Source organism: Nostoc sp. C052 (assembly GCF_013393905.1).
In the GTDB taxonomy this organism is placed as follows: domain Bacteria; phylum Cyanobacteriota; class Cyanobacteriia; order Cyanobacteriales; family Nostocaceae; genus Nostoc.
On the sequence record NZ_CP040272.1, the window covers coordinates 1,082,375 to 1,109,123 of the forward strand.

Sequence of the window (26,749 nt, forward strand, 5' to 3'; positions counted from 1 at the left end):
GTAGCTTCAGGCAAATAAGCATAAGAGGATGTTTGAAAAGTTTTAGGCGAATATAATCGCTACTACATAAACCAAGTCCACCTCCGTGGAAAGCTTGAAAAATCAAGGGTTTTTAACCTACTTTCGCCCTTGGCGTTCCGCAGGAAAGGTGGGTAAAGTCTCATGTAGCCGCGATTTCTAATCGCCAGGGCTAGTAATAAATTAGACTTTTCAAACAACCTCTAACCCAATATAGTTTAGTTAGTCTAACTCCGTCCTGGAATATCGCCCTGAACACTTTGAGATAAAATCCCTAAAATCTTATCTATCTCTTTGATGTAATAACTACTCAAATCAATAAATATATCGTTTTCTTCTAACTTCAAAAACTTCCAAATATCACCAGTTGTTACCGCACCGTAAATTTTTCTAGTTTCATTTCCTTCTTGTTGATTAAATAATTGTGCTGCCAACATTGCGGCGGCACATTGACCTAATCCACCTTTAATATTTTCATTTTTGGCTTCAATAATAACCACCACTGGTACATTAATTGTTAGTTGCTCTTTAGAACGACTAATGATAAAGTCACAATAGCCATTTAGTCCTTTTTCTGCATCTACATTAAAATCGGTTCCCGAAAATAAACTAATTGGATAATTAGCCCTGCGCCTTACCTCCAACAATATCGGAGTGATAATCATTTCTGAACGAGCTTTTTCAGTATTAATTGCTAAAGCTAGTTCTGTAGTTTCTTCTAAAGAATTTTTGAGTTTCTCACTTGCCTGTAAAGGTTCTATATCGGCAAACAAGTTAGTTTCTTCATCAATGCGGATGCTGAATGAATTTTTAAATTTACTTAATGTAAAGTCGCTATAAGCCATTCTCAGAACCTCATAGCAATTTTAGATTTTGGATTGTAGATTTTGGATTAAAAATCTCTATCAACTAAAATGCTTTTTCCAGGATTTTAAACAACACTAATTGTTGCAATTTAGTGTTTCATTCGTTTCTACATTTAATGAAAAATGGTACAAGGTTAAACTAGATTGTACTGGGAATAAAAATTCCCAATTGAAAAATTCAAAATGAAAATATTACATTTTGAATTTTTAATCTTATTCAACTTCATTAAAAAGATGTTCTTCTAACAAAGGTTGCACTTGGCGAAACTCTTCTGGAGAGAGTAATTCGGGTTCACCTGTTTTCGTTATCCGTGCAAAAAACAACAGAGGATCTAGGGGTGTATAAATTGCATACTCCTGATCTTCATCATAAAAGCTAGCGAGTAGCTGTAATTGCTCTGGCTCTAAATCTTCCCCTTCGTCTTCGATTTCTAAGGTGAAGAGTTCTGATTCTTCAACTGGCGGTAAATCACCTTCAACTGTGAGAGCATAAGCTGTGTTCTTCAATATCAGGTTTTGCTCAGATAATACAGCTTGAGCATTCGCAAAAATTTGCTCAATGATAGCGTCATCTTCTACCAGAACTGCTTCTTCTTCCTCACCGTCACCTTCCCAAGAAAAAATTTCTACAGGTGAGTCTACAGGAAGAAGCAAAACGTATTCTTGTCCATCTACCTCCAGGGAATGCTCAATATAACAGTCGAGCGATCGCCCTTTGTCATCGGTTAAAGTGATGGAACCCGCATGAGCGTTATCATTTTCTTCAGAGAATGGAGAGGAAAACATAGCCGAAATGTAGAAATTTAATAAATACCAGCAATATTGGAAATCGCTTAACTATCTTAATGACATATTATGTCAAGCAAATAGCTTTATACGTAGATACAACTGCTGGCTAATCGTTTTCAGAATATCATGTTAAAAGGTATCAATATTCAATAGCCGCAACTGAACTCCGAGAGTTAGCACGCTTCACATCCAGCCATTGTTGTAAAATCAAAGCAGCTGCCTTGCGGTCAATCAAACCTTTATGGCGTGACGGGGAGCGGTTTTCAGCTATCAGCAGTTGTTCTGCTTGAAATGAAGTTAATCGCTCATCCATATATTCCACAGGCAGTTTTAGTGCTTTAGAAAGTCTTGTCGTAAATTTCTGAACTTGACGAGCCTGAAATCCTAATGAGCCATCCATTGAATAGGGTAAGCCCATAACTAGAATTTGCACCTCACGTTCATTAACTATTTGTCGGATTTGCTCGACATCTTGCTCAAAAGATGTACGTTCAATAGTGGTGATTCCCGTGGCAATTAAACCCGTGCGATCGCACCCAGCCACACCAATGCGCTTGCGACCGAAATCTAGTCCCAACGCTGAAATAAACGGTTTTGCTTGCCCTTGGGATATCACAACTAATTCTCCTGCGGGGCATCTGCTGATTCTGAAATCGGCGATGCTTCTATGCTGGGGTTTTTTACTGAAAAGTTAATCGGTTCTGACTTACTTGGCAGTGGTTTCTCTGAGGATGGCAGTTTTCCTGGTTGTATCCATGACATTCCACCTGGTATCGGTTTACGTGCCGGTTGTAGACCTTGGAGCATATCAGTCCACTGAATTCCTTCTAAGGAGACAAATTTAGACTCCCGTAACTTATGCCATACAGAGCGAGACATAACTAATGTATGTTCTATGCGTTTTGCCCCAATTCGCTCCAAATACTCTTCTCGCTCTGCCTGATAATCTGAGGAAGCTAGTTGTAAACCTTGTTGGGGAAAATCTTGGGCAATCCGAGCCAGTTGGGATAGTAATTCTGGATACAGCCAAGTGTAAGCCGGATGAACCGTCAACGTTGCCGCATGAGGAACTTCACCCTTACGGTCAAGTTGCACCTGAAAATAACCGATCGCAGCTTTACGTTGGGGTTCAAATACGTAACCGCTAACTACTTCTGTTTTAGTCAGCCATTGCTTCACTGCATCAGTTAAAGCGCCGAACAAGCTGGTTTTAAAGTCGCGGGTATTGCGGTCAAAAACCTGACGTACCAGAGGTGGCATCGATGCCGTATCTAGTTGATATAGCAACTGGGCATCAGCATTACTCACTGGCAAAAGATTGGGCAAATCTGGCTCTGCTTGGGCCAACTCAGCCAGTAATTCTGGCCCAATTTCCCAGTACGTCATTTCTGCCAAACGCTGGAATCCATTTTGTCGATATAATGCCAGCGCTTCAATGTCATTGATGTTTACTTCTAATAACCAAGTGCGAGCTTCCAAAATCGATTCAAAGCAATGACGCAAAAGTTGCGAACCAACTCCTTGTTTATCGACACCACGCTCTAGTAGCACTTGATCGATCCGCCAAGTACTGCGTGTCCGGTTAAAGGGTGACACTTGAATCATTCCTAAAAGTATCCGCCCTTGCTCTGCGATATAGGCACAGAGGCGATACTGTAGCGGGTTAGGGAACCAACTCAAAAACTTGAGTAATCCATACCAGCGACGCAGCCTTTGCATCTGGCTGATGGCAAAACCTGCTCCCTGGGGAGTAAGGGCTGCGAATGACTCTTGAGTTATGCGCTCAATCCCGTCCAGATCCCGGTATTGGACTGGTCGGATAACAACGCTGAGGTTTCTGGGAATTAATGAAGTCATTTTTATTCGAGCCGCCATTTAGCCTTAACTAACTGCTCTGGAAAGGGAGAAACTGCTGCAATAATTTTAACTAGTTTCTGCCCTCTACTATTGTGCCAAAAGGGTGATTTTAGTAACTTAATACTTAAAAAAGCCGAAAAAGCAGACCTTGTGAGAACACCATTGGCATTGACCCAACAACATCTGCCCTTATTTTATTGGAATTTTGATTAAAATTTGTATATATTTTATAGCCCTTGTCGAGAAACGAGCTTTTCAAAGTTGGCTTGGGTTTGATGGAGTAATTGCTGGCGACTATCTACCAATGTTTGTTTCAGGGTTGGAACAAGATTGCGAGCTTGCAGGGTCATGTGAAGTTGTAGGTTAGCGACATATTCACTGAAATCTTGATTCACGTCTTCTGCGGCTGCATCCGTTAATAAATTTGATTCCATTGCCACTGTGTTCTCCTGTATTAATCCTATGCTGTCTCTCTTCATCACCAAAAACTATCACGTTGTTTGGACTAACTTCTTAATTTGCAATGAAGTTTAACGCTTCTTAGGGATAGCCTCTGCCTCTTAAAATCTCAAGCCAACACCACCTTGTACGGAGATAGCTGTACCACCGCTATCACGGTAGGCATCAAAAGCAATGATGGCATTGCCAAAAAGGACTGTATTGCTATTTGGGATCATATAATCAACGCCCGGTTGTAAAGCAAAACTAATTTTGTCCCCCACAGGAGAAGAATCACCACCACCAGCCAGCACCAATCCAGCACCCAGATAGGCATCAGCTTGCCAGTTCAGGGGAAAATCGTAAGAAACCGTTGGCACAACTGCGGTATTCCGACCAATTAACACTTGAGCGCGGAGTGAAATTGGCGCTTCCAAAAGCTTGTAGCGTCCTGCTATCACTCCCCCCAATTGGATGCCATCGGTAATCCCAACAGTAGGGCCGATACCGATATAACTGCCATAAGCTACTTGAGCTTGTGCTGGTTTCGTACTCGCCAGACTCAAAATCAAGCCAGCTCCCAAAACTGAAACCAAATATGGAATATATTTCATAAACCAACTCCTCACACCATTTTGTCATTTGTCATTTGTCATTGGGCATTGGTTATTAATTCTTCTCCCCCTGCCCCTCTGCCCCTCTGCCCCTCTGCTCCATTCTACGGGCAACGGGGATGAATGGCTCCTTGAGTACAAAGGTAGGCTAATTGCTTGGCATCTAAATTTTTGGCTTGAGAAAAATCAACGCCTTGAACTACGGCTGATACTGAGCCTAAATCTGGGGTTTGGACAAATTGATCTGCTGGATCTTGTTTGCTAGGAGCGAGAATTGCTCCCTTAAAATCTGCTCCGGCGACATTCGCCCCCCGTAAATCGGCAAGACTCAGGTCGGCATTTTGCAAGTTAACGTTTTCCATTTGGGCAGAACGCAAAACAGCACCAGTTAAACGAGTGGCGCTGAGGTTCGCATTGCTGAGATTAGCACGATCCAAATAGGCTCCTGATAAATCTGCCCCTTGCCAATCAGTGTTAGTTAAGTTGGCAAAGGATAATTGTGTTCCGATCGCAGTGGCGCGACCTAAACGGGCAGCATATAGATTGGCTTCGTTTAATTTTGCATCGCCTAAATCAGCCCCAGTCAAGCTAGCTCTTTCCAGAACTGCGTTTCGCAGATCGGCTCCTACTAGTTGAGTGCTGTTGAGTTTAGCATCATATAGACGCGCATTGGATAAGTTGGCTCTGTTAAGAGTGGCGCGGCTCAAATCGATCCGGTTCATCAAGACGCGACTGAGGTTAGCATCAGTAAGATTGGCTTGCTGCAATTGAGCTTGGCTTAAATCAGCTATGACATCATCATAAGTATCCCAGCGTCCATCTTCACCCGGACTTCGGAAGCGGCTACCCTTAAAGCTGGCTTGGTTAAGATTTGCAGATTTGAACTTAACTCCTGATAAATCAAGGTTGTCTAATACCAAGTTGAAGAAGGAACTTCCTGGAGTACCACTTTGACCTAATTGGGTGCTACTCAGGTCAACACCTTCCATTTTCCCACTGTAAACAGAGAGAATTTTGTTAATCGTCCGCTGATTTCTTTGGAGCCGTCCTTGCCGTAAATCCCGCTCTTTGGTTGCTGTGCTACCTACAGATTCCAGTTCACCCACTAAAAACTGATTCTTATTTTTTAGTTCTGGGATGGCTTGAGGCCCGACAGTTGTCAAAGCTTGTTGAATCGTATCTAGGAGACTGGGGTTAGTTTCGCTAACTAATAAATCCGCCAGAAATTTAATGGATTGTGGATCGTTAAGACCACCCATAGCCAGAATTGCACTTTGGCGTTGCTCATCAGTCGCCACAGAGTTGGGAGTCAATTGTTTGACGAGTTCGAGGAACTGTTGGCTGTTGATTTGCTTGGTTGCTCGCTGTGATTGTTGAATTTGAATATAAACTTGAGTGCCGATTAAAGTTGCCAACACAGCAGTCATACTCGTCAGCCCTACCCCAAACAAAGTTAGATTGGGGTTTTGCTGTATCCGTCGCCACAAATTAGGTGACTGGTTGGCTTGGACTAGCGCTAATTCTTCATTTCCCTCTTGCCATTCTTCTGCTTCATCATTACTGCCAGCAGACTGATCTTGTCTGTTACTAGCTGAGAGTGCATCTACTGTATAAGTACCTGCGAGTTGATCGTGGAGTGCGCGACGCCCGCGACGCGACGGTAAGCTTATTCCTTCACCCACAATCATTAATAAAGACAAAAATGTGAATAATCCTAAATTCGGAAAAGCAAAGCTGTAGCGCCACAACAGATAGGCGATGGAAATGGGTACAGTCCAACGCCCAACTCCTTCTCTGATCACAACTGCCCCCAATCCAGGCGGCTTCCCTTGCTCGTTGATAACCCGCACTTTTAACCAACGCTTAGGAATTGTGCTACCAGTCTTAGCTAGTAAATATAATTGCCACCACGAGAGGGTTACAGGCGCTAACAGGGCGATTGTCCACAAAATATTAGTCGGCCATGCCACATTACGGATGCCGTAGCTGACGGGTAAAGCTAGGGGTCTGGCGATCGCTCTTTCTGTGACTACCAGCACGGGGTTAAGCGGTACTCGGTTCAGATCGCTTCTAGAATTGGCATAGACACCAAGACCGAAGGGAATTAACCCACTAGTAACCACTAACGTAATTTCAGCCGCCCAAGCCGCAAAACGCCTACTTGCTAGCAACAACGAATTAACTCTTTCCGATTTTTTTGACTGACCAGATTGATTACTAGTTCTCCTCACAATTGGTGATGTCATCGTAATAATTCCCTTTGATATTATTTCTACGCCGCGATCGGCACAATTAAAATAGACTCAGCTAATCAACAAAAAGAAAAGCATATTGAAATAGGATTCAGGAGTCAGAATTCAGGAGTCAGAATGGGCTACGCCCCGCTGCGCTAACTGAATTCTGAAGTAAAACAGGCTTTAAACTTAGTTTTGATACTTCGCTCGTATACTTTACTTTCCTTGAAATCCTCTGTATGTCAGGAGCAATTTGTATTCTGGCTCCTGACTCTCATAACTCTGGGTAGAGTACAAAGCAAATACCTATCAACGTTTTATAAGAAGAATTCAGAACTCAGGAGTCAGAATTCAGTATGAATTATGAATTCTGTACCAGTGGGTGATAGCGCTACGTATTGCCTTCTCTACGAGAGGCTGCGCCAACGCTTAGAGCGAGTATTTTCGAGTCGCGTCTGAATATTGGCTAAAAGCGAGTGCAATGGTGGGCGAAAAAAATTAAAATATTCTCGCCTTAAAACTCCATCCCTTTATGGGTAGAGTATTCTGAATTCTGAATTCTGTATTCTGACTCCTATTTTATTGCTTACGTTGAAAGCTACCGGACACAAAAAATTTGTATCCAACATACACTAACACTGCCAAAAGTGCCAGAGTGATTACAGATGCAACTAATTTAAACACTGCTTGTAGCATCGCCAAGCCTACTAGTACCGTCACGCCTGAAACTACAAGCTTTTTAGTCCCAGATAAGTTGTTAAACCAAATCTGAAACCGCTCTAGTTGTAAGTTCAAGTTGGCAAAAATAGACTGAGGCGTTTGTTCTTGTGGTTGTGGGACTACCCCAGGTGGCGAATTAATCTCTGCCTCTAGTTTATTGAGGCGACGCTGTAAGTCTTCTTCTGGTTGAGGATTCATCAATCTTTTTTACCTCAGATAGCATATTTGCATATTTATTTAACAATAGACCAACCAAATTCTATTTTGGGTGGCAATATGGTTCAGTTCAGAGTAATGAGTGCTGAGTAATGAGTAAAAATATCAGTCCCCAGTCCCCAGCGTTAGCGAGGCACGAGCGTCTGCACTGAGCTTGTCGTAAAGCCTGCGGCATAGCTTCGCTTAAGGCGCAGCCTCTCGTAGAGAAGTGTCCCCAATCCCCAGGCATTAACTTTTGGCGATCGCTCGATTTGCATTTATATCACAAAATCGTGTTTCTTCCCTCTGACTTGTAAAGCGATCGATGAAGGGTTCTACGGTTGGCTAATTCTTTACCTTTGCGGCCGAGTTGTTCACGTAGTTGCTGGTCTTTGCACAACTGATTAAAAGCTTGAAAAACCTCATAGCCAGAATTGGGATTAACTAGTATGCCGTTCTCTTGATGCTGAACTGTGTCTAGAACACCGCCTAAACGAGAGGCAATTATGGGCTTACCGAAGTAACTTGCTTCTAAATAAACCATACCAAAGCCTTCCATATTATTAGGTTTTGCCTCCGATAAAGTCAGCATGGCAAATATGTCGCAAGCTGCATAATAACCAGCTAATTCTCGCTCTGGCTGATATCCGGCAAAGTGTACGCGTTTATCTACCCGCAAACGATGCGCCAGAGATTTCAATGCTGATTCACTTGGGCCTTGACCGCAGACTATATAATGGACATCAAACCCAAAAGTTAGCAATAGTGGAATATTCTCAATTATTCGGTCGAAACCTTTTGGTTTTATGAGTCTGCCAATGGAGAGAATAACTATTGCTGTTTCGGGAATGTTGTACGTCTGACGTACACGAACACGTAAATCATCAAGGCTACTGGGACTCGCTACATTATTACCAAATTTTTCTGGTCTGATTACTGGGTTAATAACGTGGGTAGGAGTATCTAATCGGAAAGCAGTTCTGAGGTAGTCTCTTGTATAAGAACTGTTGCAAACAATGCCTTCGGCGCGTTTGAGCGTTAATTTAAATAGCGATCGCAGCACAGGGTTGTGTAAAGTACAGAGAAAATCGTTGCCGTGCAGATAGATAAAAAAGCGAATAGGTAACAAATAGCTCAATAGCAACAGTGAAGGAAAATCATAGCCGTGGCCCCACTCTATATAACGATAGTGATAGCGAAAATAGAGTTTAATTGCCAGAACAAATGAGCAGACAATATTGACCAAAGGTTTCAGGACACTTTCCACACAGCTACTACGCCAGTATGTAGGATGATACCAGCGGTACACAGGAAACTGTTGACCTCGATCAAAGACTCGATCTCCTGTGCAACTAGCCGCCAGCACAATAACTCGTTCTGGATCTTGGAGACAGCGATTATAAATATATTCCCCAATTACAGCTTCTTTCGGCAGGAAGATCCGGCTGATGACTAGGATATCTGGATATGCAGCTTTGTCTCTGATTTCGGCTGTTAGCTGAGAAATATGTTCCATAAGAAAGTTGATGACTATATTTCAAAATTTCAAATAATTTTTAATTTATTTACAATTAGAATTATTCTCCAAGCCATAATTATTATTTTATTTCTTTCAAAACGAATTTGTAGACAAATTTGCAGCTTATTTTAAAAGATTAATCAGGAAGATTATTTTTTTATTGTGTTGATTTTATTTTTACTACCAATTTCTCAATTATTGAGAATTTCTGTATATGATGAACAATAAATAAAATCTATCACTTGTAGCCAAATTGCTCAGTAAACAACTGTCACGGAAATTAAGAAATTTAGCTACTACTTAGAGAGACGCGATAAATCGCCGTCTCTACAAGGAACTTATCTATCAATTATTTATTGACAGATTACTACATTATAATATCCTAAATCCTCTAAACTGTTGTGCCAAAATGCCAAAAAATCGGATAAGTACTTCCTAGCTATCTGGTGTCTAGCTTAATTGACTGATAAGCATCACAGACATTTGTAAGCCTGTTTTATATACGTAAGTATCAAGACCATAAGTGTAGTAAATGGTATTCATAATTTAAAAATATCATCCCACCTTGTAACAAAACAAGTCGGTTCAGAAGTCCTGAGTTCTGAAAAATGAGTAAGAAGTAGTACTGATATGAATTTTTCCACTCAGCAGTGGCTCAACGTCCCATTACCGCCAACAGAATATTAGAATAATTACTAAAAATAATTACTAAAAATTACAATCGTCTGTATAATTTAAAACTATAGTCATGAAAGTGCTAGTCCAAATAATTGGCACGTAGGCGTAGCCCGTCGTAGACATCGCAAATTTCTATGATGATGACCATATCTTTCAGGTACGGTTCCCCAGTCGAGAAATCCCCCCTGCGATCGCTGTTTCTCCAAGATAAGACGCGGTAGATTGAATATGTAGCTTCTAAAAGAGAATGCTACGTAAATGCGACAAACTCTCTTGCTTGTTACGGGCTGGCGTTAGCGACATACCGCGACACTGCTCCCAAATATAGGGAGAAATCAGAAATAATAATTCCGTTTTTCAAGCGATTGTCTTATGCGTAAAAAACTACAACAAACCATCAAACCGCTGTTAAAAACCTTCTTAGCCCTAACTCTGGTGTTAGCTTTGGCTCTTGGTCACGCTGACGGAGCATTAGCAGCCCGCAGTGGCGGTCGCATCGGTGGCGGCTCCTTTAGAATGCCTTCTAGCAGCCGCACCTATACACCACGCACTTATGCACCTCCTGGTGGGGGCGGCTACTATCCTGGTGGTGGTTTTGGTGGTGGCTTTGGCTTTCCCTTCTTACTTCCCCTCTGGGGTTTTGGCGGAGGATTTGGTGGTATATTTACCATCTTAATTTTCTTGGCGATCGCTAATTTCTTATTGCAAACTTTCCGCCGCGTCTCTAGCGGTGAAACTTCAGAAGCAGATTACAGTAGTAACTCTCCTGTTTCGGTAACTCGTTTGCAAGTAGGTTTGTTAGCTCAAGCCCGTGAATTGCAAAATGAACTCAACCACATTGCTGAAACTGCTGATACTAACACCCCAGAAGGTAGAGCAGAAATTCTCCAAGAAGCCAGCCTAGCTTTACTCCGCCATCCCGAATACTTTGTATATGCAGGTGGTGGTACTCAACAAGCTAGTTTAAATTCAGCTGAGGGTCAGTTTAATCGGCTGTCACTGGCAGAACGCAGCAAATTTAGCGAAGAAACTCTTTCTAATGTCAACAACCAGCTAAAAGCAGCCCTTGCCAAAGATGCTTTACCTCCAGCTGGTGAACTCGACAACCCCACCCGCTTATTTACTGAAGGGCCTGGTGAATATATTATTGTCACCTTGCTGGCGGCAACACTAGGTAAGTTTGAAATCCCCACAGCAATTAACAGTGCTGACGATTTGCGTCAAGCTTTGCGGCAAATTGGTAGTATTCCTAGCGACAAGCTTCTGGCAATTGAAGTTCTTTGGACTCCCCAAGCTGAAAATGATACTCTGACATCTGATGATGTGTTGGCAAATTATCCTGATTTGAGACTTGTTTAATTTCTAAAAAGGGCAATAACTAGAAAACTGCTTGTCATTGACAAGCAGTTTTTTGTAAGTATGTTATGAATCAATACGCTTGGGTTAAGGTCTAATGGCAACAATTTCGGGTTTTCGAGACATAAATCGCTGTCTCTACAAGTATTTTGTTGCTCATGCTGAACTGTATTGACTTATTTTGAATATCTAGATAGTCTCGCGCTTTGCTAAATATTGGTACATCTGCCAACGTGCATCTACTTCAGCTTGGGCTTGTTCTAACAAGTGCTTGGCTACCTCTGGTTTGCTCTTGGTCAGCATCTTGAAGCGGTTTTCTTGATACATCGAATGTTCTACAGATTGCGTAGGCGATCGCATATCCAATTGCAATGGATTTTTACCCTGGTTAAGCAACTCTGGATTATGCCGATACAGCAACCAACGACCTGATTCTACCAGAGTTTTCTGATGATTCATCCCTGTAGTCATGTTGATGCCGTGGGCGATGCAATGGCTGTAAGCAATAATCAGTGATGGGCCATCATAAGCCTCTGCTTCCAAAAATGCCTTGAGGGTATGTTCATCTCTCGCACCAAGGGCTACACTTGCTACGTAGACATTTCCGTAGGTCATAGCAATCATCCCTAAGTCTTTTTTTGGTGCTGGCTTACCACTAGCGGCATATTTAGCAACTGCGGCTTTTGGCGTGGCTTTGGAAGATTGACCGCCTGTATTAGAATACACTTCTGTATCCATCACCAAAATGTTGACATTTCGACCACTAGCAATTACATGATCGATACCGCCAAAATCGATATCATAAGCCCAACCGTCACCACCAACAATCCAGACGCTTTTTCTCACCAAATAGTCTGCAAGTGATTTGAGATTTTGAATTTTAGATTTGAGATTGGGGTCAAGAGTGACGATTTCATCTAACCTCTGCTGCAACAGTTCTATTCTTTCGCGCTGTTCCCAAATGTCAGCCTCAGATTTTTGTTCAGCTTTCAGGATTGACTGAGTAAGGTTTTCATCTATTTCACTCCCCAATTGTTGCAACAATTCGGCTGCAAACTCAGCTTGTTTGTCGAGGGAGAGGCGGAAGCCAAAACCAAATTCGGCGTTATCTTCAAATAAATTATTAGACCACGCCGGGCCGCGTCCTTCGGCGTTGGTTGTCCAGGGAGTTGTGGGGAGATTGCCACCATAAATTGAGGAACAACCTGTAGCATTGGCGATAACAGCGCGATCGCCAAACAATTGTGTTAATAATTTTAAATAAGGTGTTTCACCACACCCTGCACAAGCACCAGAGAATTCAAATAAGGGTTCTTGCAGTTGTTGTTGGCGAATCTGGTTTAATTTTAGCGATCGCCTATCAGGATTAGGTAAACTCAAAAAGAAATCCCAGTTTTTTCGCTCTTGTTCTTGCAATGGCAACTGTTTTGCCATGTTAATCGCTTTCAGCGATGGCTCAGATTTATTTTTAGCAGGGCAAACATTTACACAAATAGTACATCCCGTGCAATCTTCTGGGGCAACTTGAATGGTAAATTTTTGATTGGCAAAGTCTTTATCTTTTGCACCAGTTGATTTGAAGGTTCCTGGTGCATTGACTAACTCATCGGCTTGATAAGCCTTGGCACGGATGGCGCTATGGGGACAAACCATGACGCACTTCCCACATTGAACGCACACATCTGGTTCCCACACAGGTATCTCTTCGGCAACGTTACGTTTTTCCCATTTGGCAGTCCCGACGGGAAAGGTGCCATCAACTGGTAATGTGCTAACAGGTAAATCGTCACCTTCCCAAATCATGATTTTGCCTAAAACTTCTCGCACAAATTCGGGAGCAGAGTCTAGCAATTTTGGATTTTGGATTTTGGATTTTAGATTATTGATTGCTTGGGGGACATCTACTTTATGCAGGTTGTCTAGAGTGTTGTCTACAGCTTGCAAGTTCATGCGGACAACTTCTACGCCTTTTTTACCATAGGTTTTTTCAATGGCTTGTTTGATTTTAGCGATCGCTTCTTCTTGGGGCAAGACACCAGCTAAAGCAAAGAAGCATACCTGCATAATGGTGTTAATTCTGCCACCCATGCCACTTTCACGGGCAACCTGGCTAGCATTAATTATGTATAACTTCAAATGCTTGTCGATAATTTGCTGCTGCACTTTCAACGGCAAATATTCCCAGACGGTATCTGCATTGTATGGACTATTAAGCAGCAAAGTCGCTCCAGGAATAGCAGCTTTTAAAATATCTATGCGTTCTAGAAATCCCCAGTGATGGCAACCAATAAAGTTAGCTTGGTCAATTAGATAGGTGGAGCGAATTGGCTCTTTACCGAAGCGGAGGTGAGAAACGGTCATTGAGCCGGATTTTTTGGAGTCAAAGACAAAGTAGCCTTGGGCGTAGTTGTCGGTTTCTTCACCAATAATCTTGATGGAGTTTTTGTTAGCCCCAACAGTGCCATCCGCACCTAATCCATAAAACATTGCTCTGACAACATGATCCGATTCTGTGGAGAATTTGGGGTCAAAGCTGAGAGAAGTGTGACTAACGTCGTCATTAATCCCAATCGTAAAGTGATTTTTTGGTTTAGCTAGGGCAAGATTATCAAAGATGCCCTTCACCATCGCCGGCGTAAATTCCTTAGAAGAAAGACCATAACGACCCCCAATAATTTTAGGGTACGAGAAAGTATTTTCTCCCTCTGCCTCCCCTGCCTCCTCTGCTCCCCCTGCTCTCTTATCCCCCCACCCTTCATGGATAGCAGCCACAACATCTAAATACAAAGGCTCACCAGCGCTACCTGCTTCTTTGGTGCGGTCGAGAACTGCGATCGCTTGTACACTAGTTGGTAATACTGCAACAAACTTTTGGACATCAAAGGGGCGGTAAAGTCGCACTTTGACTACACCAAGTTTTTCACCACGGGCGTTTAGATAATCTACTGTTTCATGGACGGTTTCACAACCTGAACCCATGAGAACAATCACGCGATCGGCATCTTTTGCACCGTAATATTCATAGATTTTATAATGCCTCCCCGTGCGTTCTCCAAATTCATCCATGATCCGTTGGACAATTTCTGGACAAGCGTTGTAATAAGGGTTAGCACCTTCACGTCCTTGGAAGTAAACATCAGGGTTTTGGGCAGTCCCCCGCAAGACTGGACGATCTGGGGTAAGGGCGCGGCTGCGGTGGGCAAGTATGAGATGATCGTGGATGAGCGATCGCAAATCGTCATCTGAAAGCAATCTGACTTTCTGTACTTCATGTGAGGTACGGAAACCGTCAAAGAAGTGCATAAAGGAGACTCGCGTCTCTAGAGTAGCAGCATGGGCGATAAGAGCAAAATCTTGACTTTCTTGCACCGAAGCCGAACACAGCAGGGCAAAACCAGTAGCCCGAGCTGCCATCACGTCGCTATGGTCGCCAAAAATTGATAGAGCATGGGTAGCCAAAGAACGAGCAGCAACGTGAACCACAGCGCTAGTTAATTCACCAGCAATTTTATAAAAGTTGGGGATCATCAACAACAATCCCTGAGATGCCGTGAAGGTGGTACTTAGAGAACCTGTTTGCAATGCCCCATGTACAGCACCAGCCGCTCCCCCTTCGCTCTGCATTTGCACAACACTGGGAATAGTACCCCAGAGGTTGGGACGACCTTCTGCTGACCAAGCATCTGCCCATTCACCCATTGCTGAAGAGGGGGTGATGGGATAAATGGCAATCACTTCATTTAGTTTGTAAGCAACACGGGCGACAGCTTCATTCCCATCGATGGTTGCAAAGGTTTTGTTCATAATTGGATTTTTGTCCCCATCTCTCAGTGTTAATAGTAAGAGCAGAATTCAGTAGTCAGAATTCAGAATTCAGAATAGTCGAAGAATTAGAAAAATTTTTTATACATAAATGTATTAATAATGCTGCATTCCTTTTAAAATCTGACTTCTGGGTGATGAATTCTTACTAAGAATTTATCAATGGTTTTCGGCTCTTTAATTAACTTTAAATAAATACTTCATAGATTAGTATCTCATCCGAAATACCGCATCTATTAATATGTATTAATAATGTACTCAATAGCCAAAGTACTTATTAGATAAGGCTTTCAGCTAATTGATTATTCTTTGTGGGGTATAGGGTCGGGCTTCTGTTTCGTTTTCATCCCCGTTAGGGGAAGTAGTTATGTAAAGGCAGAAGAGACATTAGTCTCAAATACAGCTATTGGAATAGCGTTTACATCCCCGTTAGGGGAAGTGGTTATGTAAAGAAAGCTTAAGATTGTCAAGCCGTTCAGCCTTGGTTTTCAATGTTTAGTTTATCGCTTCAAACCCTTGATGTTCAATGATATTGAATCCATGAGCAAGTAGAGACAGCGGTAAACCGTTGCAAAAATCTTGCTGAATGAATCGAAGACGATCGCCTCAACGATATACCAAAATGAATGCGTGAATTACTTAAATTTGCTTGCATTTGAGCGACTCTAACTTTTTGTTAGACTTGTAGTACAGAATTTTGTAAGCGATCGCGCACCTCAAAAATTACTACCAACTATGCGGCTTGAATGCGATCGCCCTCTTTGGCTAGTGTTCTGGATTTTTGATGAAGTTTAGCTATAGTTCTGAACTATCTGTGCTAGCCTGGAATACTTAAACTAGGCTGTTATTTTTGGTTTCTGTATCTAGCCAACCGTAATTATTAAACTGATATTAAATGTTTGAGAGATTAAATTATGAAATCCTCTTTCATCACCTTAGTCGTTGTGATTAGCGCACTTACTCTTTCCCAGAGTGCCTATGGCAATGAAGAGAATATTCTCAATACAACTAGCGATCGCAATCAGGCTGAAGTTTTATCCACACAACCAGCCACGATTAACAGTACATGGAATAATTTTATCGGACAGGCTAATAATCCCCAACAAACTGCTGAATCAGTTTCGGTAACGCGAGAGCGAGGATGCCCAAAAATTAACCCCCTTGAGTTAATCAATGACCCAGGCTCTTTTTTTAAGCAATGTCAGCAGCCAGCAAGTACCCCAAGTTCTCAAAGTACAGAGCCAATTGAGTACCTCAAGGTTCCTAAACTGGATTCTGGTACTGGTCTTAGTGTGACAGTTACTCAGTTTTAATATATAAACTTTTTTAACAAGAGATAACCAATTCTTGGTAGTGTAACTTATCGAACTGAATTCAGGAGTCAGGAGTCAGAATTCAGAATGAATTCTGTATGATTGGCGGATAGTGCAGCGTTAGCGAGTCCGCGTACTCTTACAGAGAAGCAAGCTACGCGCAGCGTCTTGTAGAGAGCGTCTTGATTCTGACTCCTGAATTCTGACTTCTGACTTCTGAATTCTTCTTCAACTCAATAATTTACGCTCAAACATGGATGAAATATTTATGTTGGCTGCTTTAACTCAAAGCAGAAAAGCAATGCCTGAATGTTTGCCGAATCCACCAGTCGGCTGTGTAATTGTAGATGCTCAAGAAATAGTAGCTCAAGGATACACACGGATACCGGGAAAATACCATGCTGAGGCTGATGCACTTCAACAGATTCAAGGCAAAGCTTTCAACTTCTTGAAAATGTATGTCACACTTGAACCTTGTTCTTTTCATGGACGCACACCATCATGTGCTTTAGCGATCGCTGAAGATCGTCGAATACATGAAATATATGTATCTATAGTTGATCCAGACCCCCGCAACAATGGTCAAGGATTAGATATTCTAAGAATTGCAGGAAAAACGGTTAATGTCGGATTATGCGCCAATGAAGTGAATGCTTTTCTGAGTCAATATCTACGAAAGTGATGGCAATACTGTTCGGTTAGAGTACTCCACGTAAAAAAAATGCTCAATTGTCATTGCGTTCGCCCTTGACGTTCCCGTTGGCGCAGCCTCTCGTAGAGAAGGGTACGAAGCGAAGCAATCCCAGTCTTTGCGATTGCTTCGCTTCGCTCGCAATGACGTGTTTTGGATCATTTATTTCTTGGAAGTCTCTTAAGGTAAGAGACGCAATGAATCGCCGTCAAGACAAAAGACCGATCATTGTAGAGACGGCGATTTATCGCGTCTTTGTGTTATCGCATCTTTAGCGATCTAAAATTTTCATCAAAAAACCTTAACCGAACCGTATTGGAAGTGGAAGGCATAACAGTCAACTACCCGCTTCAATTAAAATCTTGCTGGCGATCGCGGGTATTCCCGATCTTGCCAAGTATTATCCTTGGTGTTAGTGTTACCACTGTTACTACTTTTAGTCTAGAAAATGTTTCCAAGAGTAATTACATTGATAATACTAAACTTCATGCAGATATCTACGTGTAGTATGATTCAAGCGCAATTGTGGCAGATACCTGCATCTTGGTCATCCTAAATTCTTAATACCGGACTCAAAAAGAAAGTTATTCTTTAGCGGAGGGACGACAATAAAAGTGCTTGCTTTCATTCTTAGCGATCGCCTCCTACATACCCAGCTTCAGATGATTGGATTATCTAGCCAAAAAATAGAGATGAAAAATGGGTATCTTATATTTAATTTTTGCTGAATGAGAATTACCTGGAAGTATCAGTAGACTATTAACACTCTAATAAATAATTGTTTGTGATTGAATAAATATGGCTTATCTTGATAGTTCCTGCTAGGAATTTATTTTAGGATTGCAAAATAATTATTTAGGTAAAATTTTTATTAGAAGAATTCAGAACTCAGGAGTCATAATTCAGTGTGAATTCTGTACGAGTGGGTGATAGCGAAGCGTAAAGCCTTCTTCAGAGACGCTAACACGTAGCTTGCTTCCACGAAGTGGTACGGCATGGCAACTCTTAGAGACGCTGCGCGAGCGCTTATAGCGAGTCCGCGAGGGTCTGAATATTGGTTAAAATCTTACCCTGATGGGCGAAAAAAGTTAAAATATTCTCGCCTTAAAACTCTATCCCTTTATGGGTAGACTATTCTGAATTCTGAATTCTGTATTCTGTATTCTGACTCCTGTTTTATTTTTTTAGGAACTAAATTGAAGAATTAAACTAAAACATAATTGTGTTTGAAAATGTGCAAAAATCTAGAAAAAAGGAGTGTAATTACTTCAAAGGATATACCGATCGTATCTTTAGGTAATTGATTTGTGACTGCTGATGATGCTATTATTAATGGGTGGGTTGATTTTGGGTTTATTATCTCCAACAATTAACTTGTAATGTATCATAGACCAGAATTCATCAGTATTGCCAATTGATTGATTAGCAGTGTGAAATGGCTATGGGTCTGAATATCTAGACTTGATACCAATAAATTGATGAGGTTACAGAGGAGCAAATAACCATGAGCAACTTAACATCTCCACATACCGAAGTTCAAAAAACGAAGAAAAAAAGTTTAGCCGCAGATAAAAGACCTCGAGCTACAGATGATATTGTGCGTAGTTATCTGCAAGAGATCGGGCGTGTAGATTTGTTGACTCGCGAACAAGAGGTTATTTTTGCCCAACACGTGCAGCAGATGATGAATTTACTAGCTGCTAAAGAAGAATTGGCTGTGAAATTAAATCACGAACCCACGCTGCAAGAATGGGCAGATCAGGTGGAGTCAAGTGTTGAGGTGCTAGAACAACAACTAAATCAAGGACACCAAGCCAAGCAGAAAATGATTCAGGCTAATCTCCGGTTAGTAGTAGCTGTGGCGAAAAAATACCAGCACCGCAACCTGGAATTTATGGATTTAATTCAAGAAGGTACTTTAGGTTTAGAGCGAGGAGTGGATAAGTTTGATCCTGCTCTTGGTTATAAGTTTTCTACCTATGCTTATTGGTGGATTCGTCAAGGAATCACACGAGCGATCGCTCAACAAGGACGTACAATTCGTTTACCGATCCACGTCTTTGAAAAACTGAATAAAATTAAACGGGTACAGCGAGAATTATCTCAACAGTTAGGTCGCGTTCCGACTACTGGTGAAATTGCCACCGCGTTATCTTTGACACCTAGTCAAGTTAGAGAGTGTTTGTACTTGGCGCGTCAACCCTTCTCGTTAGAAGCGCGAGTTGGCGAACAACAAGATACAGAATTGCAAGACATCCTGGAAGATGATGGCCCTTCTCCCGAAGATTACGCCGTTGAAGAATCTCTCCACCAAGACTTACAAGACTTGTTGGCAAAACTGTCTCCCCAGCAGCGAGAAATATTAACCTTACGCTTTGGCCTGACTGATGGCTATGAACTTTCTTTAGCACAAATTGGCGATCGCATGGGCATTAGTCGAGAACGAGTGCGTCAGATAGAGCAAAAAGCTCTCAGTCTCCTGAGACGCCAAAAGGAGCAAGTACGTAGTTATCTAGCTAGCTGAAGTTATTTTTTTATAATAGTAGGGCATTTAAAACTCAGGAAGTCACCATTATGACTGTATAAAATTCAGTCATTTTGGGGGAAAATTAATCTAAGTAATCTCTCTCAAAGATTTGATATGAGTACATCAAAAACAGTGCAGCAATTGCAAGCACAATGGGTGACTTCTGAAAACTTTCGACCTTATGGACAAGTGATTTTTGCAAGTCTTGATGGTAAAACTTACGATGGAGAAGATGCTCATTTAAGCTTGCAAAACGGAATTCCACGATTTTATATTATGCGGTTGCAGAAGAGAGGGCGAAAGTTTCATAAAATTACTCGCCATGTCGAATGCACTCAATGTCTGGGTTCTTTAGAAGGTAAAGACTGGTTAATTGCAGTTTGTTCTCCTCATAATGATGTGAATGAACCAGCATTAGATGAGATTGCTGCTTTCCGCATTCCGGGGAATTGTTTTATCAAGCTGCATCAGGGTACTTGGCATGCTGGGCCCCATTTTGACCATGAAACTGTGGATTTTTATAATTTGGAACTAGCTGATACAAATGTCGTAGATCATTTCACTCATGATTTTCTCAAAAGTCATCAATTAGAGTTTGAGATGGTTTAGATAACACAATTTTGGATTTTAGATTTTAGATTTTAGATTGACTCCAGCAATCAAGTTATTGTCTTATAGTGTCCATATAATTAGCAAAAAAATTGTAGGTTGGGGAGCCACTGCGTTGCGCGGGTTCCCCGCGTTGTAGCAAGTGGCATTGGAGGCTTTGCCAAAGCCAACATCCTGATATATGTTGGGTTGCGCTCCGCTCCACCCAACCTACCTACGTCTAATGCACTTTTTACTTCTTAACCTGAGTTCGGGATAAGAAATCCTCAAAAGCCTTGAATTATCGTTGTTCGGTCTAAAGCTCTGTTTTCATCTATTGTCAATAAGATATATTGCTGAGATTAGTTTCATTTGTGAACCTTATTGACAAAATGATTCCACTTTTATCCCTGCTTTGATCAATTCCAGTTTTATTCAATCCTGACAGAATAAGCTTTTTAGCTTCTGGCTTAACCCGAACTCAGGTTTCTTAACAATAATCCCCACCGAACTCACGAGTTGAGGGTGGGGAATTATACTATATCGTTAACACAAGGCGGATTTTAAATCACTTTCCGCTTGTCCTAAGGCATCTGGTAATTTACTTGCATCGCGTCCGCCTGCTTGGGCTAAGTTTGGTCTTCCACCGCCACCGCCGCCGCAAATTTTAGCGATCGCACCTACAAATTTACCAGCTTGTAGTCCTTTTTTGTTCACTTCTGGACTAAAAGCTGCAACTATACTAACTTTCCCTGCTTCAGGAACAGAACCCAGCACCACTGCACCGTTACCGATTTTTTGCAATAAGCGTTCGGCTGCGGTTTTCAATGATTCTGGATCGACATCTTCTAATTGGGCGACAATAATTTTATGGACGCCTACGGTTTGGGCTGTTTGTAGCAAGCTGTCTGATTTAGCGATCGCTAATTGTACCTTTAAGGTTTCCAATTCCTTCTGGCTATTTCTGAGTTCGCTTTGCAGACTTGTGATTCTGTCTGGTAATTCTTCGGGTTTAACTTTAAAGCGATCGCTCAAATCTTTAACTACTTTATCCCGCAGGTTGAGATAATCTAGGATTGCTGGCCCCGATACAGCTTCAATGCGCCGCACCCCAGAAGCTACGCCAGCTTCAGAAATAATCTTGAACACACCAATTTCAGCCGTGTTACTCACATGAGTTCCACCGCATAGTTCCATTGAGACGCTAGGGAAGTCAATCACCCGCACTTCATCGCCGTATTTTTCGCCAAACATCGCAACAGCACCCTTAGCTTTCGCCTCTGCTAAAGGTAATACTTCTACTTTTGCAGCATGAGCCTCAGCAATCCAAGTGTTCACCTGTTCCTCAACTTGTTGGACTTCCTCTGCTGTCAACGCGCGGGGACAGTTGAAGTCAAAGCGCAATCTGTCAAAGGAAACTAGGGAACCTGCTTGAGATATGCCCTCATCAACAATTTTCTTCAACGCCGCTTGCAATAGGTGCGTTGCAGTATGGTTAGCTTGGGCGCGACGGCGACAAGCGGGATCGATTTGGGCGGTAATGCGATCGCCTACGCGTAGTGTACCGCGTTCGATGCGTCCGAAGTGAACAAAGAAATCAGATTCTTTTTTCACGTCTTCCACTCGAACAACGATACCATCACCAGAGATATAACCGCGATCGCCGATTTGTCCTCCAGATTCAGCATAAAATGGCGTTTTGTCAAGGACAATTTGCACCTCTGTCCCCGCTTCTGCTTCCTCTTGGCAAACACCTTCTACTAATATCGCTTCGACTTTCGCAGTTGCAGCAGGTTGGGTATATCCGATAAATTCGGTGACTTGAATGTGTTCTGCTAGTTTGTCGAGGGAACCTTGCACAGTTAAATCGATGGTTTCATGTGCGCCTCTACTGTCTTGTTGTTGGATTTCCATTGCTTTCTGAAATCCTTCAACATCAACTGTTAAGTTGTTTTCCTCAGCAATTTCTTGAGTAAGTTCAAAGGGGAAACCGTGGGTATCGTAAAGAGTAAATGCACTTTCACCACTAATTTTAGTTTCCCCTCGCTGTTTCACCTCTTGGATGATTTCTTCTAGAAGTTTTTCGCCTCTATCCAGAGTTCTGAGGAAATTCGATTCTTCCCGTTGCAACTCAGCTTTAATTGCTGCTTCCCGTTGGCGCACATTGGGGTAAGCTGATTCGGAAAGTGCGATCGCAGTTTCAGCAACTTGGGTAGTAAATTCGCCAGAAATCCCAATTAATCGCCCATGACGCACCACCCGGCGAATTAATCGCCGCAGCACATAACCTCGTCCCACATTGGAAGCGCGAATTTCATCAGCAATCATGTGGATGACAGCCCGAATATGATCGCCAATTACTTTTAGGGAAGTTTTAGTTTTTTCATCACTGCTGTGGTAATCAACACCAGCAATTTTCCCTGCTGTTTGAATAATTGGGAAAATCAGGTCAGTTTCGTAGTTATTAGGTACTTTTTGGAGAATTTGCGCCATTCTATCCAAGCCCATACCGGTATCGATGTTCTTGTTTTGCAGTGGCGTTAAATTCCCGGAAGCATCCCGGTTATACTGCATGAAGACGAGGTTGTAAAACTCGATAAATCGGGTATCGTCTTCTAAATCGATATTTTCTTCACCGCGTTCTGGGTGGAAGTCGTAATAAATTTCCGAACAAGGGCCGCAAGGTCCAGTGGGGCCAGATACCCAAAAGTTATCATCTTCGCCCAAGCGCTTAATTCTCGCTACCGACACACCGATTTGATCGCGCCAAATCTCAAAGGCTTCATCATCATCTTTAAAAACGCTGACGACGAGATTTTGGGGGGAAAAGCCAAAGACTTGCGTAGAGATTTCCCAACCCCAAGCGATCGCTTGTTCTTTAAAATAATCACCAAAGCTGAAATTGCCCAACATCTCAAAAAACGTGTGATGCCGTTTGGTGCGTCCGACATTTTCAATGTCGTTGGTACGGATACACTTTTGCGAAGTCGTAGCCCGCTTAAACTCTGGTGTGCGCTGCCCCAAGAATATTGGTTTAAATGGTAGCATCCCCGCGATCGTCAGCAGCACGGTTGGGTCTTCTGGCACGAGGGAGGCACTTGGGAGAATTTGGTGTTCCCGTTGGGCAAAGAAGTCGAGAAATATGTTGCGAATTTCGTTACCGCTTAGGTACTGGGGATTTGAAGACATAAGTGTTTTTAACTTCAGACTTAGGCGTAGCGGCACTAAGTAAGTGTATTTTCATAAATAGCTTTATATATTCTTGCATTTTGTTTCATCTTACTGCCAGTGAATTTTGCCAGTCAGTAAGCAAAATACAGTGATTAGGATGCTTTTACAGCATAACCTGACTCTAGTGGGATGCACAAATTGGATTTATATAGTTAATATTAATCCTTAAGAAATACTTTAAATTTCCCATACTGAGGTAACAAATGGCACTAAAACTGAAAGTATCAAATATTGCTTGTGAGGGATGTGCAGACACAATTACTGAGTCCATCCATGTTATGGAACCTGATGCCAAGGTGGATGTGGATGTTAACGCTAAAACTGTCACGGTGGAATCCACAGCTTCCGAGGAGTCAATCAAACAGGTAATTGTTGCTGCTGGTTACGCGATTGAAGGTTATTGATCGGGTTCTAACTATTTAGCAGAGGTTTAGATTTTAATATCTCAGGCGACGCTAATAAAATTTTTTTTGTTTAGTCTGCCCTCTCTATGGGCAGAATGTAACCAATTTACCCACAAGTTTTTTATTTATCCTTTTTTTCCAGATTTATGATGTTGCAGAAAATAAAAAATGTGAATTACAGCAGTTTTCATGTATTTGAACCACATCTGTCGTAAGGACACAGCATTGCTGTGCCCCTACCGCATGGTCTATTTACCTGAAAATAGCTGTAAGTAAATAAACAAACACAGATAACACATAGGCAGAGATATTTTCTTTCTCCTGCTAAAACATCGTGCAACTTGAGTTCACAATCTCTTTTCATTGTGAATTTTTACCCTAAAAATTCAGTCTGTAATTTTAGGGCATGTTAGTCCCGCAAAGCTACTCTCCAGAGCAGGAGTTAGTTCTGCTGTCTATTTGATTTACATTTTTTTTGTAATTCAACTCCTATCTTAATACTCGCTCAAAGCCTATTTCTTCAAGAAAAAGGCTGAGGTAATTTATGGGAAATAACATTTGTAATTCAATGAAAAAATTCTGGCTTTGATACTTCAATGAAAAAACTTTATAATTTCTTTATTTTTCTACCTGAGAAGAAATTTAACTACCTGATGTAACGGTTATTATGAACTATTTATTTTGGTATTTTTCTCAGGAAAATAGCACTTGAGAAACTACAGAAATAGGTTTTATACCTCAAAATAATATTCAGTATTTCTACTGTTTTAAAAACAAACTGTAAAGAAGACATTAGTTGTCATAAGAGAATATTTCCGAAACTGTAATAGTAAAAACATAGCCTTACAAGGAGATTAAGCTTGGAAAAATACTGTAAAATCGGCGTTCAGAAAATCATATATCAAAAAATATAACTTAGCCTGAAACATCATATTTAGTATTAGGCAAGCAAAATAGTAAGTTACTCAAGTTAATCTATTGAAAATTTAAATAGGATAAAAAATAAACCAATGAATATTTCTATTCTGGTCTTTGGAAAAAATAACTTTATCGCTACACTTCCAGATCAGATCCGTTATGCGACTGCTTTTAATGTAGAAATTATGGACAATTTGAATCAGGCAGTGTCGCGAATTAAAATGACGCCTCCTGATGTCATACTGGTGCAGGCTAGCTTAGATGACAGTATGGAATTGTGTAATTGGTTGAAAGATCAGACAAAACTTTCATGGATATACTGTATTCTCTTCGAGGATCGTTCCCAGCAGCTTATTGATCGAAACAAAGGTTGGCATCGGGAATTAGAGATGAGTGCTGCGGCACTAAAGCAAGGAGCCGATGCTTATATTTGGCATCTGATTGAAGATAAAACAGACCATAGCTTGGCAGAGTTGACTGCCAATCATGGCCTAATACTTGCTCAATTGACAGTTGGCTTACGGAAAGCCCAAAAATATAGAGATTTGATTCGGACAAATGATATGCTATCTGCGATCGCCCTAGCAGATTCGTTGACGGAATTAAATAATCGTCGGGCTTTAGAATGGGACTTACCCAGACAAATTCAAAGAGCGAGGACTCAAAAAACTTCCTTGAGTTTGATTATTCTGGATGTAGATCATTTTAAGAAAGTTAACGATACTCATGGGCATTTAGTAGGCGATCGCATTTTGCAAATATTATGTCAGCGCTTGCGCCACAATCTGCGTTGTCAAGACACAGCATTCCGCTATGGTGGCGAAGAATTTGTGGTTCTTCTGGCTAACACTAGCGATGATGAAGCACTATTAGTAGCTCGTCGTCTCAATCGCGTAGTCAGCGACGAACCATTTGCACTCAACAGTAAACTGACAATTAATATCACCATTAGTCTAGGCACAGCCTCTCTACAAGCTGAGGATGACGATCGAGGAGAGAGTCTGCTATATCGTGCCGATCAATGTCTGTTACAGGCTAAAACTTCTGGGCGTAATCGGGTTATTGACTCTAACTACTTATCCCATCATACCTCACATTTGAAAGCTGTTTCTTCGTGAGTTCAGGAGTGCTGAGTGCCATCTAAGGCTACTAACAGATGCCCACCCAGATAATGATCGGGTTTTAAATACCCATCCCTCTGCAATCTACGGTAAATCCAGGTGAACATACGAAATAATTCGCTTGCTGTAATCTTATCCAGAATGTTGCCCTCTTTGCGGTGTTGTCAGAATTTGGTTCAAACCAAACAAGCTTCTTCGCTGATCTTGCCCACAACGGCTATGTATTGACACTGGTGTTCCAAAAACGATTCGCACTGCATGAAAAATACTGAGAAAGCCGCCAGCACAGTATCTTTGATGCTGTAGCGTGTCGCATTACTGGTAAGCCTTGGGTCTTTGATTTTAGCCGCTTGTTGGAGAAATCCCAGCATTATCCCAAAACTCAGTGCCATCGGCTCCATGTTGATGTCTCTGAAGAAATACTCCTTTATCCTCAAGCTCAACTGTACCCGTTGTCAAAACGTTAAGTTGACACCAATGGACACCCGGATTTCTCACCACATCTCTCAAAACCTTGCACCTCTGCATTTCAAGCTTGTGAGAAATGCGGGGACAGTCCTGTAACTCACGTAAACGAGAACCGCTATAAACATACCATTTCAAACGGCGCAATAGCTTGGAATACAACTCTTTTGACTTTTGACTTCCGCCTTGCAGTACTAGGTACACCTGTCATAGCTTTCTACTTTTACAAAGCGTTATTATCTGAATAACGGAGACAATTGCCGCATTTCAATTTATTGCGAAAATCAACTTGTTATTTCCGATTTTGATAACTTATAATAGTTGTGTTTTTGCTTACAATATACCTTGTAATTAGTGGATTTTAGACATAAAACTTACTGTTCAG

At 41.7% G+C, this 26,749-nt stretch carries 21 protein-coding genes; 8 read left to right on the forward strand and 13 right to left on the reverse strand.

From position 1 onward, the window contains the following. Window positions 1-245 precede the first annotated feature (245 nt). The 9 genes from FD723_RS04620 to FD723_RS04660 form a co-directional block, all read right to left on the reverse strand. Window positions 246-863 (reverse strand): hypothetical protein, encoded by a 618-nt coding sequence (locus FD723_RS04620; protein ID WP_179064282.1) that lies wholly within the window; start codon window positions 861-863, stop codon window positions 246-248. A gap of 234 nt (window positions 864-1,097) precedes the next feature. Further along, on the reverse strand, window positions 1,098-1,670 hold the full coding sequence (locus tag FD723_RS04625; protein ID WP_179064283.1) for a DUF3727 domain-containing protein: 573 nt from the start codon (window positions 1,668-1,670) through the stop codon (window positions 1,098-1,100). A 142-nt stretch (window positions 1,671-1,812) separates the two neighbouring features. Then, window positions 1,813-2,289, reverse strand: a complete 477-nt coding sequence (gene ruvX / locus FD723_RS04630) for a Holliday junction resolvase RuvX (RefSeq protein ID WP_179064284.1) — start codon at window positions 2,287-2,289, stop codon at window positions 1,813-1,815. Window positions 2,290-2,291: 2 nt separating this feature from the next. Next, window positions 2,292-3,548, reverse strand: a complete 1,257-nt coding sequence (locus FD723_RS04635) for a GNAT family N-acetyltransferase (protein WP_179064285.1) — start codon at window positions 3,546-3,548, stop codon at window positions 2,292-2,294. A 209-nt stretch (window positions 3,549-3,757) separates the two neighbouring features. Next, window positions 3,758-3,964: a hypothetical protein gene (locus tag FD723_RS04640; RefSeq protein ID WP_179069029.1), complete on the reverse strand. Its 207-nt coding sequence runs from the start codon at window positions 3,962-3,964 to the stop codon at window positions 3,758-3,760. Between the two features lie 126 nt (window positions 3,965-4,090). Beyond that, on the reverse strand, window positions 4,091-4,582 hold the full coding sequence (locus FD723_RS04645) for a hypothetical protein (protein ID WP_179064286.1): 492 nt from the start codon (window positions 4,580-4,582) through the stop codon (window positions 4,091-4,093). Between the two features lie 104 nt (window positions 4,583-4,686). Beyond that, window positions 4,687-6,828, reverse strand: coding sequence for a pentapeptide repeat-containing protein (locus FD723_RS04650; RefSeq protein ID WP_179064287.1), 2,142 nt, complete (start codon window positions 6,826-6,828; stop codon window positions 4,687-4,689). Window positions 6,829-7,395: 567 nt separating this feature from the next. Beyond that, window positions 7,396-7,734 carry a hypothetical protein gene (locus FD723_RS04655; RefSeq protein ID WP_179064288.1) on the reverse strand — a complete coding sequence of 113 codons (339 nt, stop codon included), beginning with the start codon at window positions 7,732-7,734 and terminating at the stop codon, window positions 7,396-7,398. Window positions 7,735-8,014: 280 nt separating this feature from the next. Then, window positions 8,015-9,247, reverse strand: coding sequence for a glycosyltransferase family 4 protein (locus FD723_RS04660; RefSeq protein ID WP_179064289.1), 1,233 nt, complete (start codon window positions 9,245-9,247; stop codon window positions 8,015-8,017). Between the two features lie 1,053 nt (window positions 9,248-10,300). Here FD723_RS04660 and FD723_RS04665 point away from each other — a divergent pair. After that, window positions 10,301-11,287: a DUF1517 domain-containing protein gene (locus FD723_RS04665; protein WP_179064290.1), complete on the forward strand. Its 987-nt coding sequence runs from the start codon at window positions 10,301-10,303 to the stop codon at window positions 11,285-11,287. A 186-nt stretch (window positions 11,288-11,473) separates the two neighbouring features. Here FD723_RS04665 and nifJ read toward each other — a convergent pair whose 3' ends face one another. Further along, window positions 11,474-15,088, reverse strand: a complete 3,615-nt coding sequence (gene nifJ / locus FD723_RS04670) for a pyruvate:ferredoxin (flavodoxin) oxidoreductase (RefSeq protein WP_179064291.1) — start codon at window positions 15,086-15,088, stop codon at window positions 11,474-11,476. A gap of 932 nt (window positions 15,089-16,020) precedes the next feature. Here nifJ and FD723_RS04675 point away from each other — a divergent pair. The 5 genes from FD723_RS04675 to FD723_RS04690 all read left to right on the forward strand — a co-directional run bounded on the left by FD723_RS04675 (window position 16,021) and on the right by FD723_RS04690 (window position 20,246). Next, on the forward strand, window positions 16,021-16,419 hold the full coding sequence (locus tag FD723_RS04675) for a hypothetical protein (protein ID WP_179064292.1): 399 nt from the start codon (window positions 16,021-16,023) through the stop codon (window positions 16,417-16,419). 253 nt (window positions 16,420-16,672) lie between these two features. Next, window positions 16,673-17,101 carry a deaminase gene (locus FD723_RS04680; protein WP_179064293.1) on the forward strand — a complete coding sequence of 143 codons (429 nt, stop codon included), beginning with the start codon at window positions 16,673-16,675 and terminating at the stop codon, window positions 17,099-17,101. Window positions 17,102-17,431: 330 nt separating this feature from the next. Continuing rightward, the gene (locus FD723_RS42085) at window positions 17,432-17,617 is read left to right on the forward strand and encodes a hypothetical protein (RefSeq protein WP_218651790.1); all 186 of its coding nucleotides are present in this window, start codon (window positions 17,432-17,434) and stop codon (window positions 17,615-17,617) included. Window positions 17,618-18,614: 997 nt separating this feature from the next. Beyond that, a complete protein-coding gene (locus FD723_RS04685; RefSeq protein ID WP_256875059.1) occupies window positions 18,615-19,634 on the forward strand; it encodes an RpoD/SigA family RNA polymerase sigma factor in 1,020 nt (339 codons plus the stop codon). A 117-nt stretch (window positions 19,635-19,751) separates the two neighbouring features. After that, the gene (locus FD723_RS04690; RefSeq protein WP_179064294.1) at window positions 19,752-20,246 is read left to right on the forward strand and encodes an ureidoglycolate lyase; all 495 of its coding nucleotides are present in this window, start codon (window positions 19,752-19,754) and stop codon (window positions 20,244-20,246) included. A gap of 525 nt (window positions 20,247-20,771) precedes the next feature. Here FD723_RS04690 and alaS read toward each other — a convergent pair. Beyond that, complete coding sequence (alaS, locus tag FD723_RS04695; protein WP_179064295.1) at window positions 20,772-23,414, reverse strand: alanine--tRNA ligase; 2,643 nt, start codon at window positions 23,412-23,414, stop codon at window positions 20,772-20,774. A gap of 245 nt (window positions 23,415-23,659) precedes the next feature. On the opposite strand from alaS, the gene FD723_RS04700 reads away from it, so the two are divergent. Continuing rightward, window positions 23,660-23,860: a heavy-metal-associated domain-containing protein gene (locus FD723_RS04700; RefSeq protein ID WP_179064296.1), complete on the forward strand. Its 201-nt coding sequence runs from the start codon at window positions 23,660-23,662 to the stop codon at window positions 23,858-23,860. 1,010 nt (window positions 23,861-24,870) lie between these two features. Further along, entirely contained in the window at window positions 24,871-25,896 is a 1,026-nt protein-coding gene (locus tag FD723_RS04705; RefSeq protein ID WP_179064297.1) for a diguanylate cyclase, read from the forward strand. A gap of 179 nt (window positions 25,897-26,075) precedes the next feature. On the opposite strand, the gene FD723_RS04710 is transcribed toward FD723_RS04705, so the two are convergent. Next, window positions 26,076-26,270: a hypothetical protein gene (locus FD723_RS04710; protein WP_179064298.1), complete on the reverse strand. Its 195-nt coding sequence runs from the start codon at window positions 26,268-26,270 to the stop codon at window positions 26,076-26,078. After that, on the reverse strand, window positions 26,242-26,568 hold the full coding sequence (locus FD723_RS04715; protein ID WP_179064299.1) for a hypothetical protein: 327 nt from the start codon (window positions 26,566-26,568) through the stop codon (window positions 26,242-26,244). The genes FD723_RS04710 and FD723_RS04715 overlap by 29 nt, the downstream gene beginning before the upstream one ends. Between the last annotated feature and the right edge of the window lie 181 nt (window positions 26,569-26,749).

Coding starts and splice junctions, on each gene's coding strand:
- nifJ (WP_179064291.1), bottom strand. CDS start 15,088: ATGAACAAAACCTTTGCAACCATCGATGGGAATGAAGCTGTCGCCCGT.
- FD723_RS04655 (WP_179064288.1), bottom strand. CDS start 7,734: ATGAATCCTCAACCAGAAGAAGACTTACAGCGTCGCCTCAATAAACTA.
- FD723_RS04680 (WP_179064293.1), top strand. CDS start 16,673: ATGGATGAAATATTTATGTTGGCTGCTTTAACTCAAAGCAGAAAAGCA.
- FD723_RS04620 (WP_179064282.1), bottom strand. CDS start 863: ATGGCTTATAGCGACTTTACATTAAGTAAATTTAAAAATTCATTCAGC.
- FD723_RS04640 (WP_179069029.1), bottom strand. CDS start 3,964: ATGGAATCAAATTTATTAACGGATGCAGCCGCAGAAGACGTGAATCAA.
- FD723_RS04700 (WP_179064296.1), top strand. CDS start 23,660: ATGGCACTAAAACTGAAAGTATCAAATATTGCTTGTGAGGGATGTGCA.
- FD723_RS04675 (WP_179064292.1), top strand. CDS start 16,021: ATGAAATCCTCTTTCATCACCTTAGTCGTTGTGATTAGCGCACTTACT.
- FD723_RS04665 (WP_179064290.1), top strand. CDS start 10,301: ATGCGTAAAAAACTACAACAAACCATCAAACCGCTGTTAAAAACCTTC.
- FD723_RS04635 (WP_179064285.1), bottom strand. CDS start 3,548: ATGGCGGCTCGAATAAAAATGACTTCATTAATTCCCAGAAACCTCAGC.
- FD723_RS04690 (WP_179064294.1), top strand. CDS start 19,752: ATGAGTACATCAAAAACAGTGCAGCAATTGCAAGCACAATGGGTGACT.
- FD723_RS04645 (WP_179064286.1), bottom strand. CDS start 4,582: ATGAAATATATTCCATATTTGGTTTCAGTTTTGGGAGCTGGCTTGATT.
- FD723_RS04625 (WP_179064283.1), bottom strand. CDS start 1,670: ATGTTTTCCTCTCCATTCTCTGAAGAAAATGATAACGCTCATGCGGGT.
- FD723_RS04710 (WP_179064298.1), bottom strand. CDS start 26,270: ATGCTGGGATTTCTCCAACAAGCGGCTAAAATCAAAGACCCAAGGCTT.
- FD723_RS04705 (WP_179064297.1), top strand. CDS start 24,871: ATGAATATTTCTATTCTGGTCTTTGGAAAAAATAACTTTATCGCTACA.
- alaS (WP_179064295.1), bottom strand. CDS start 23,414: ATGTCTTCAAATCCCCAGTACCTAAGCGGTAACGAAATTCGCAACATA.
- FD723_RS04650 (WP_179064287.1), bottom strand. CDS start 6,828: ATGACATCACCAATTGTGAGGAGAACTAGTAATCAATCTGGTCAGTCA.
- FD723_RS04660 (WP_179064289.1), bottom strand. CDS start 9,247: ATGGAACATATTTCTCAGCTAACAGCCGAAATCAGAGACAAAGCTGCA.
- FD723_RS04685 (WP_256875059.1), top strand. CDS start 18,615: ATGAGCAACTTAACATCTCCACATACCGAAGTTCAAAAAACGAAGAAA.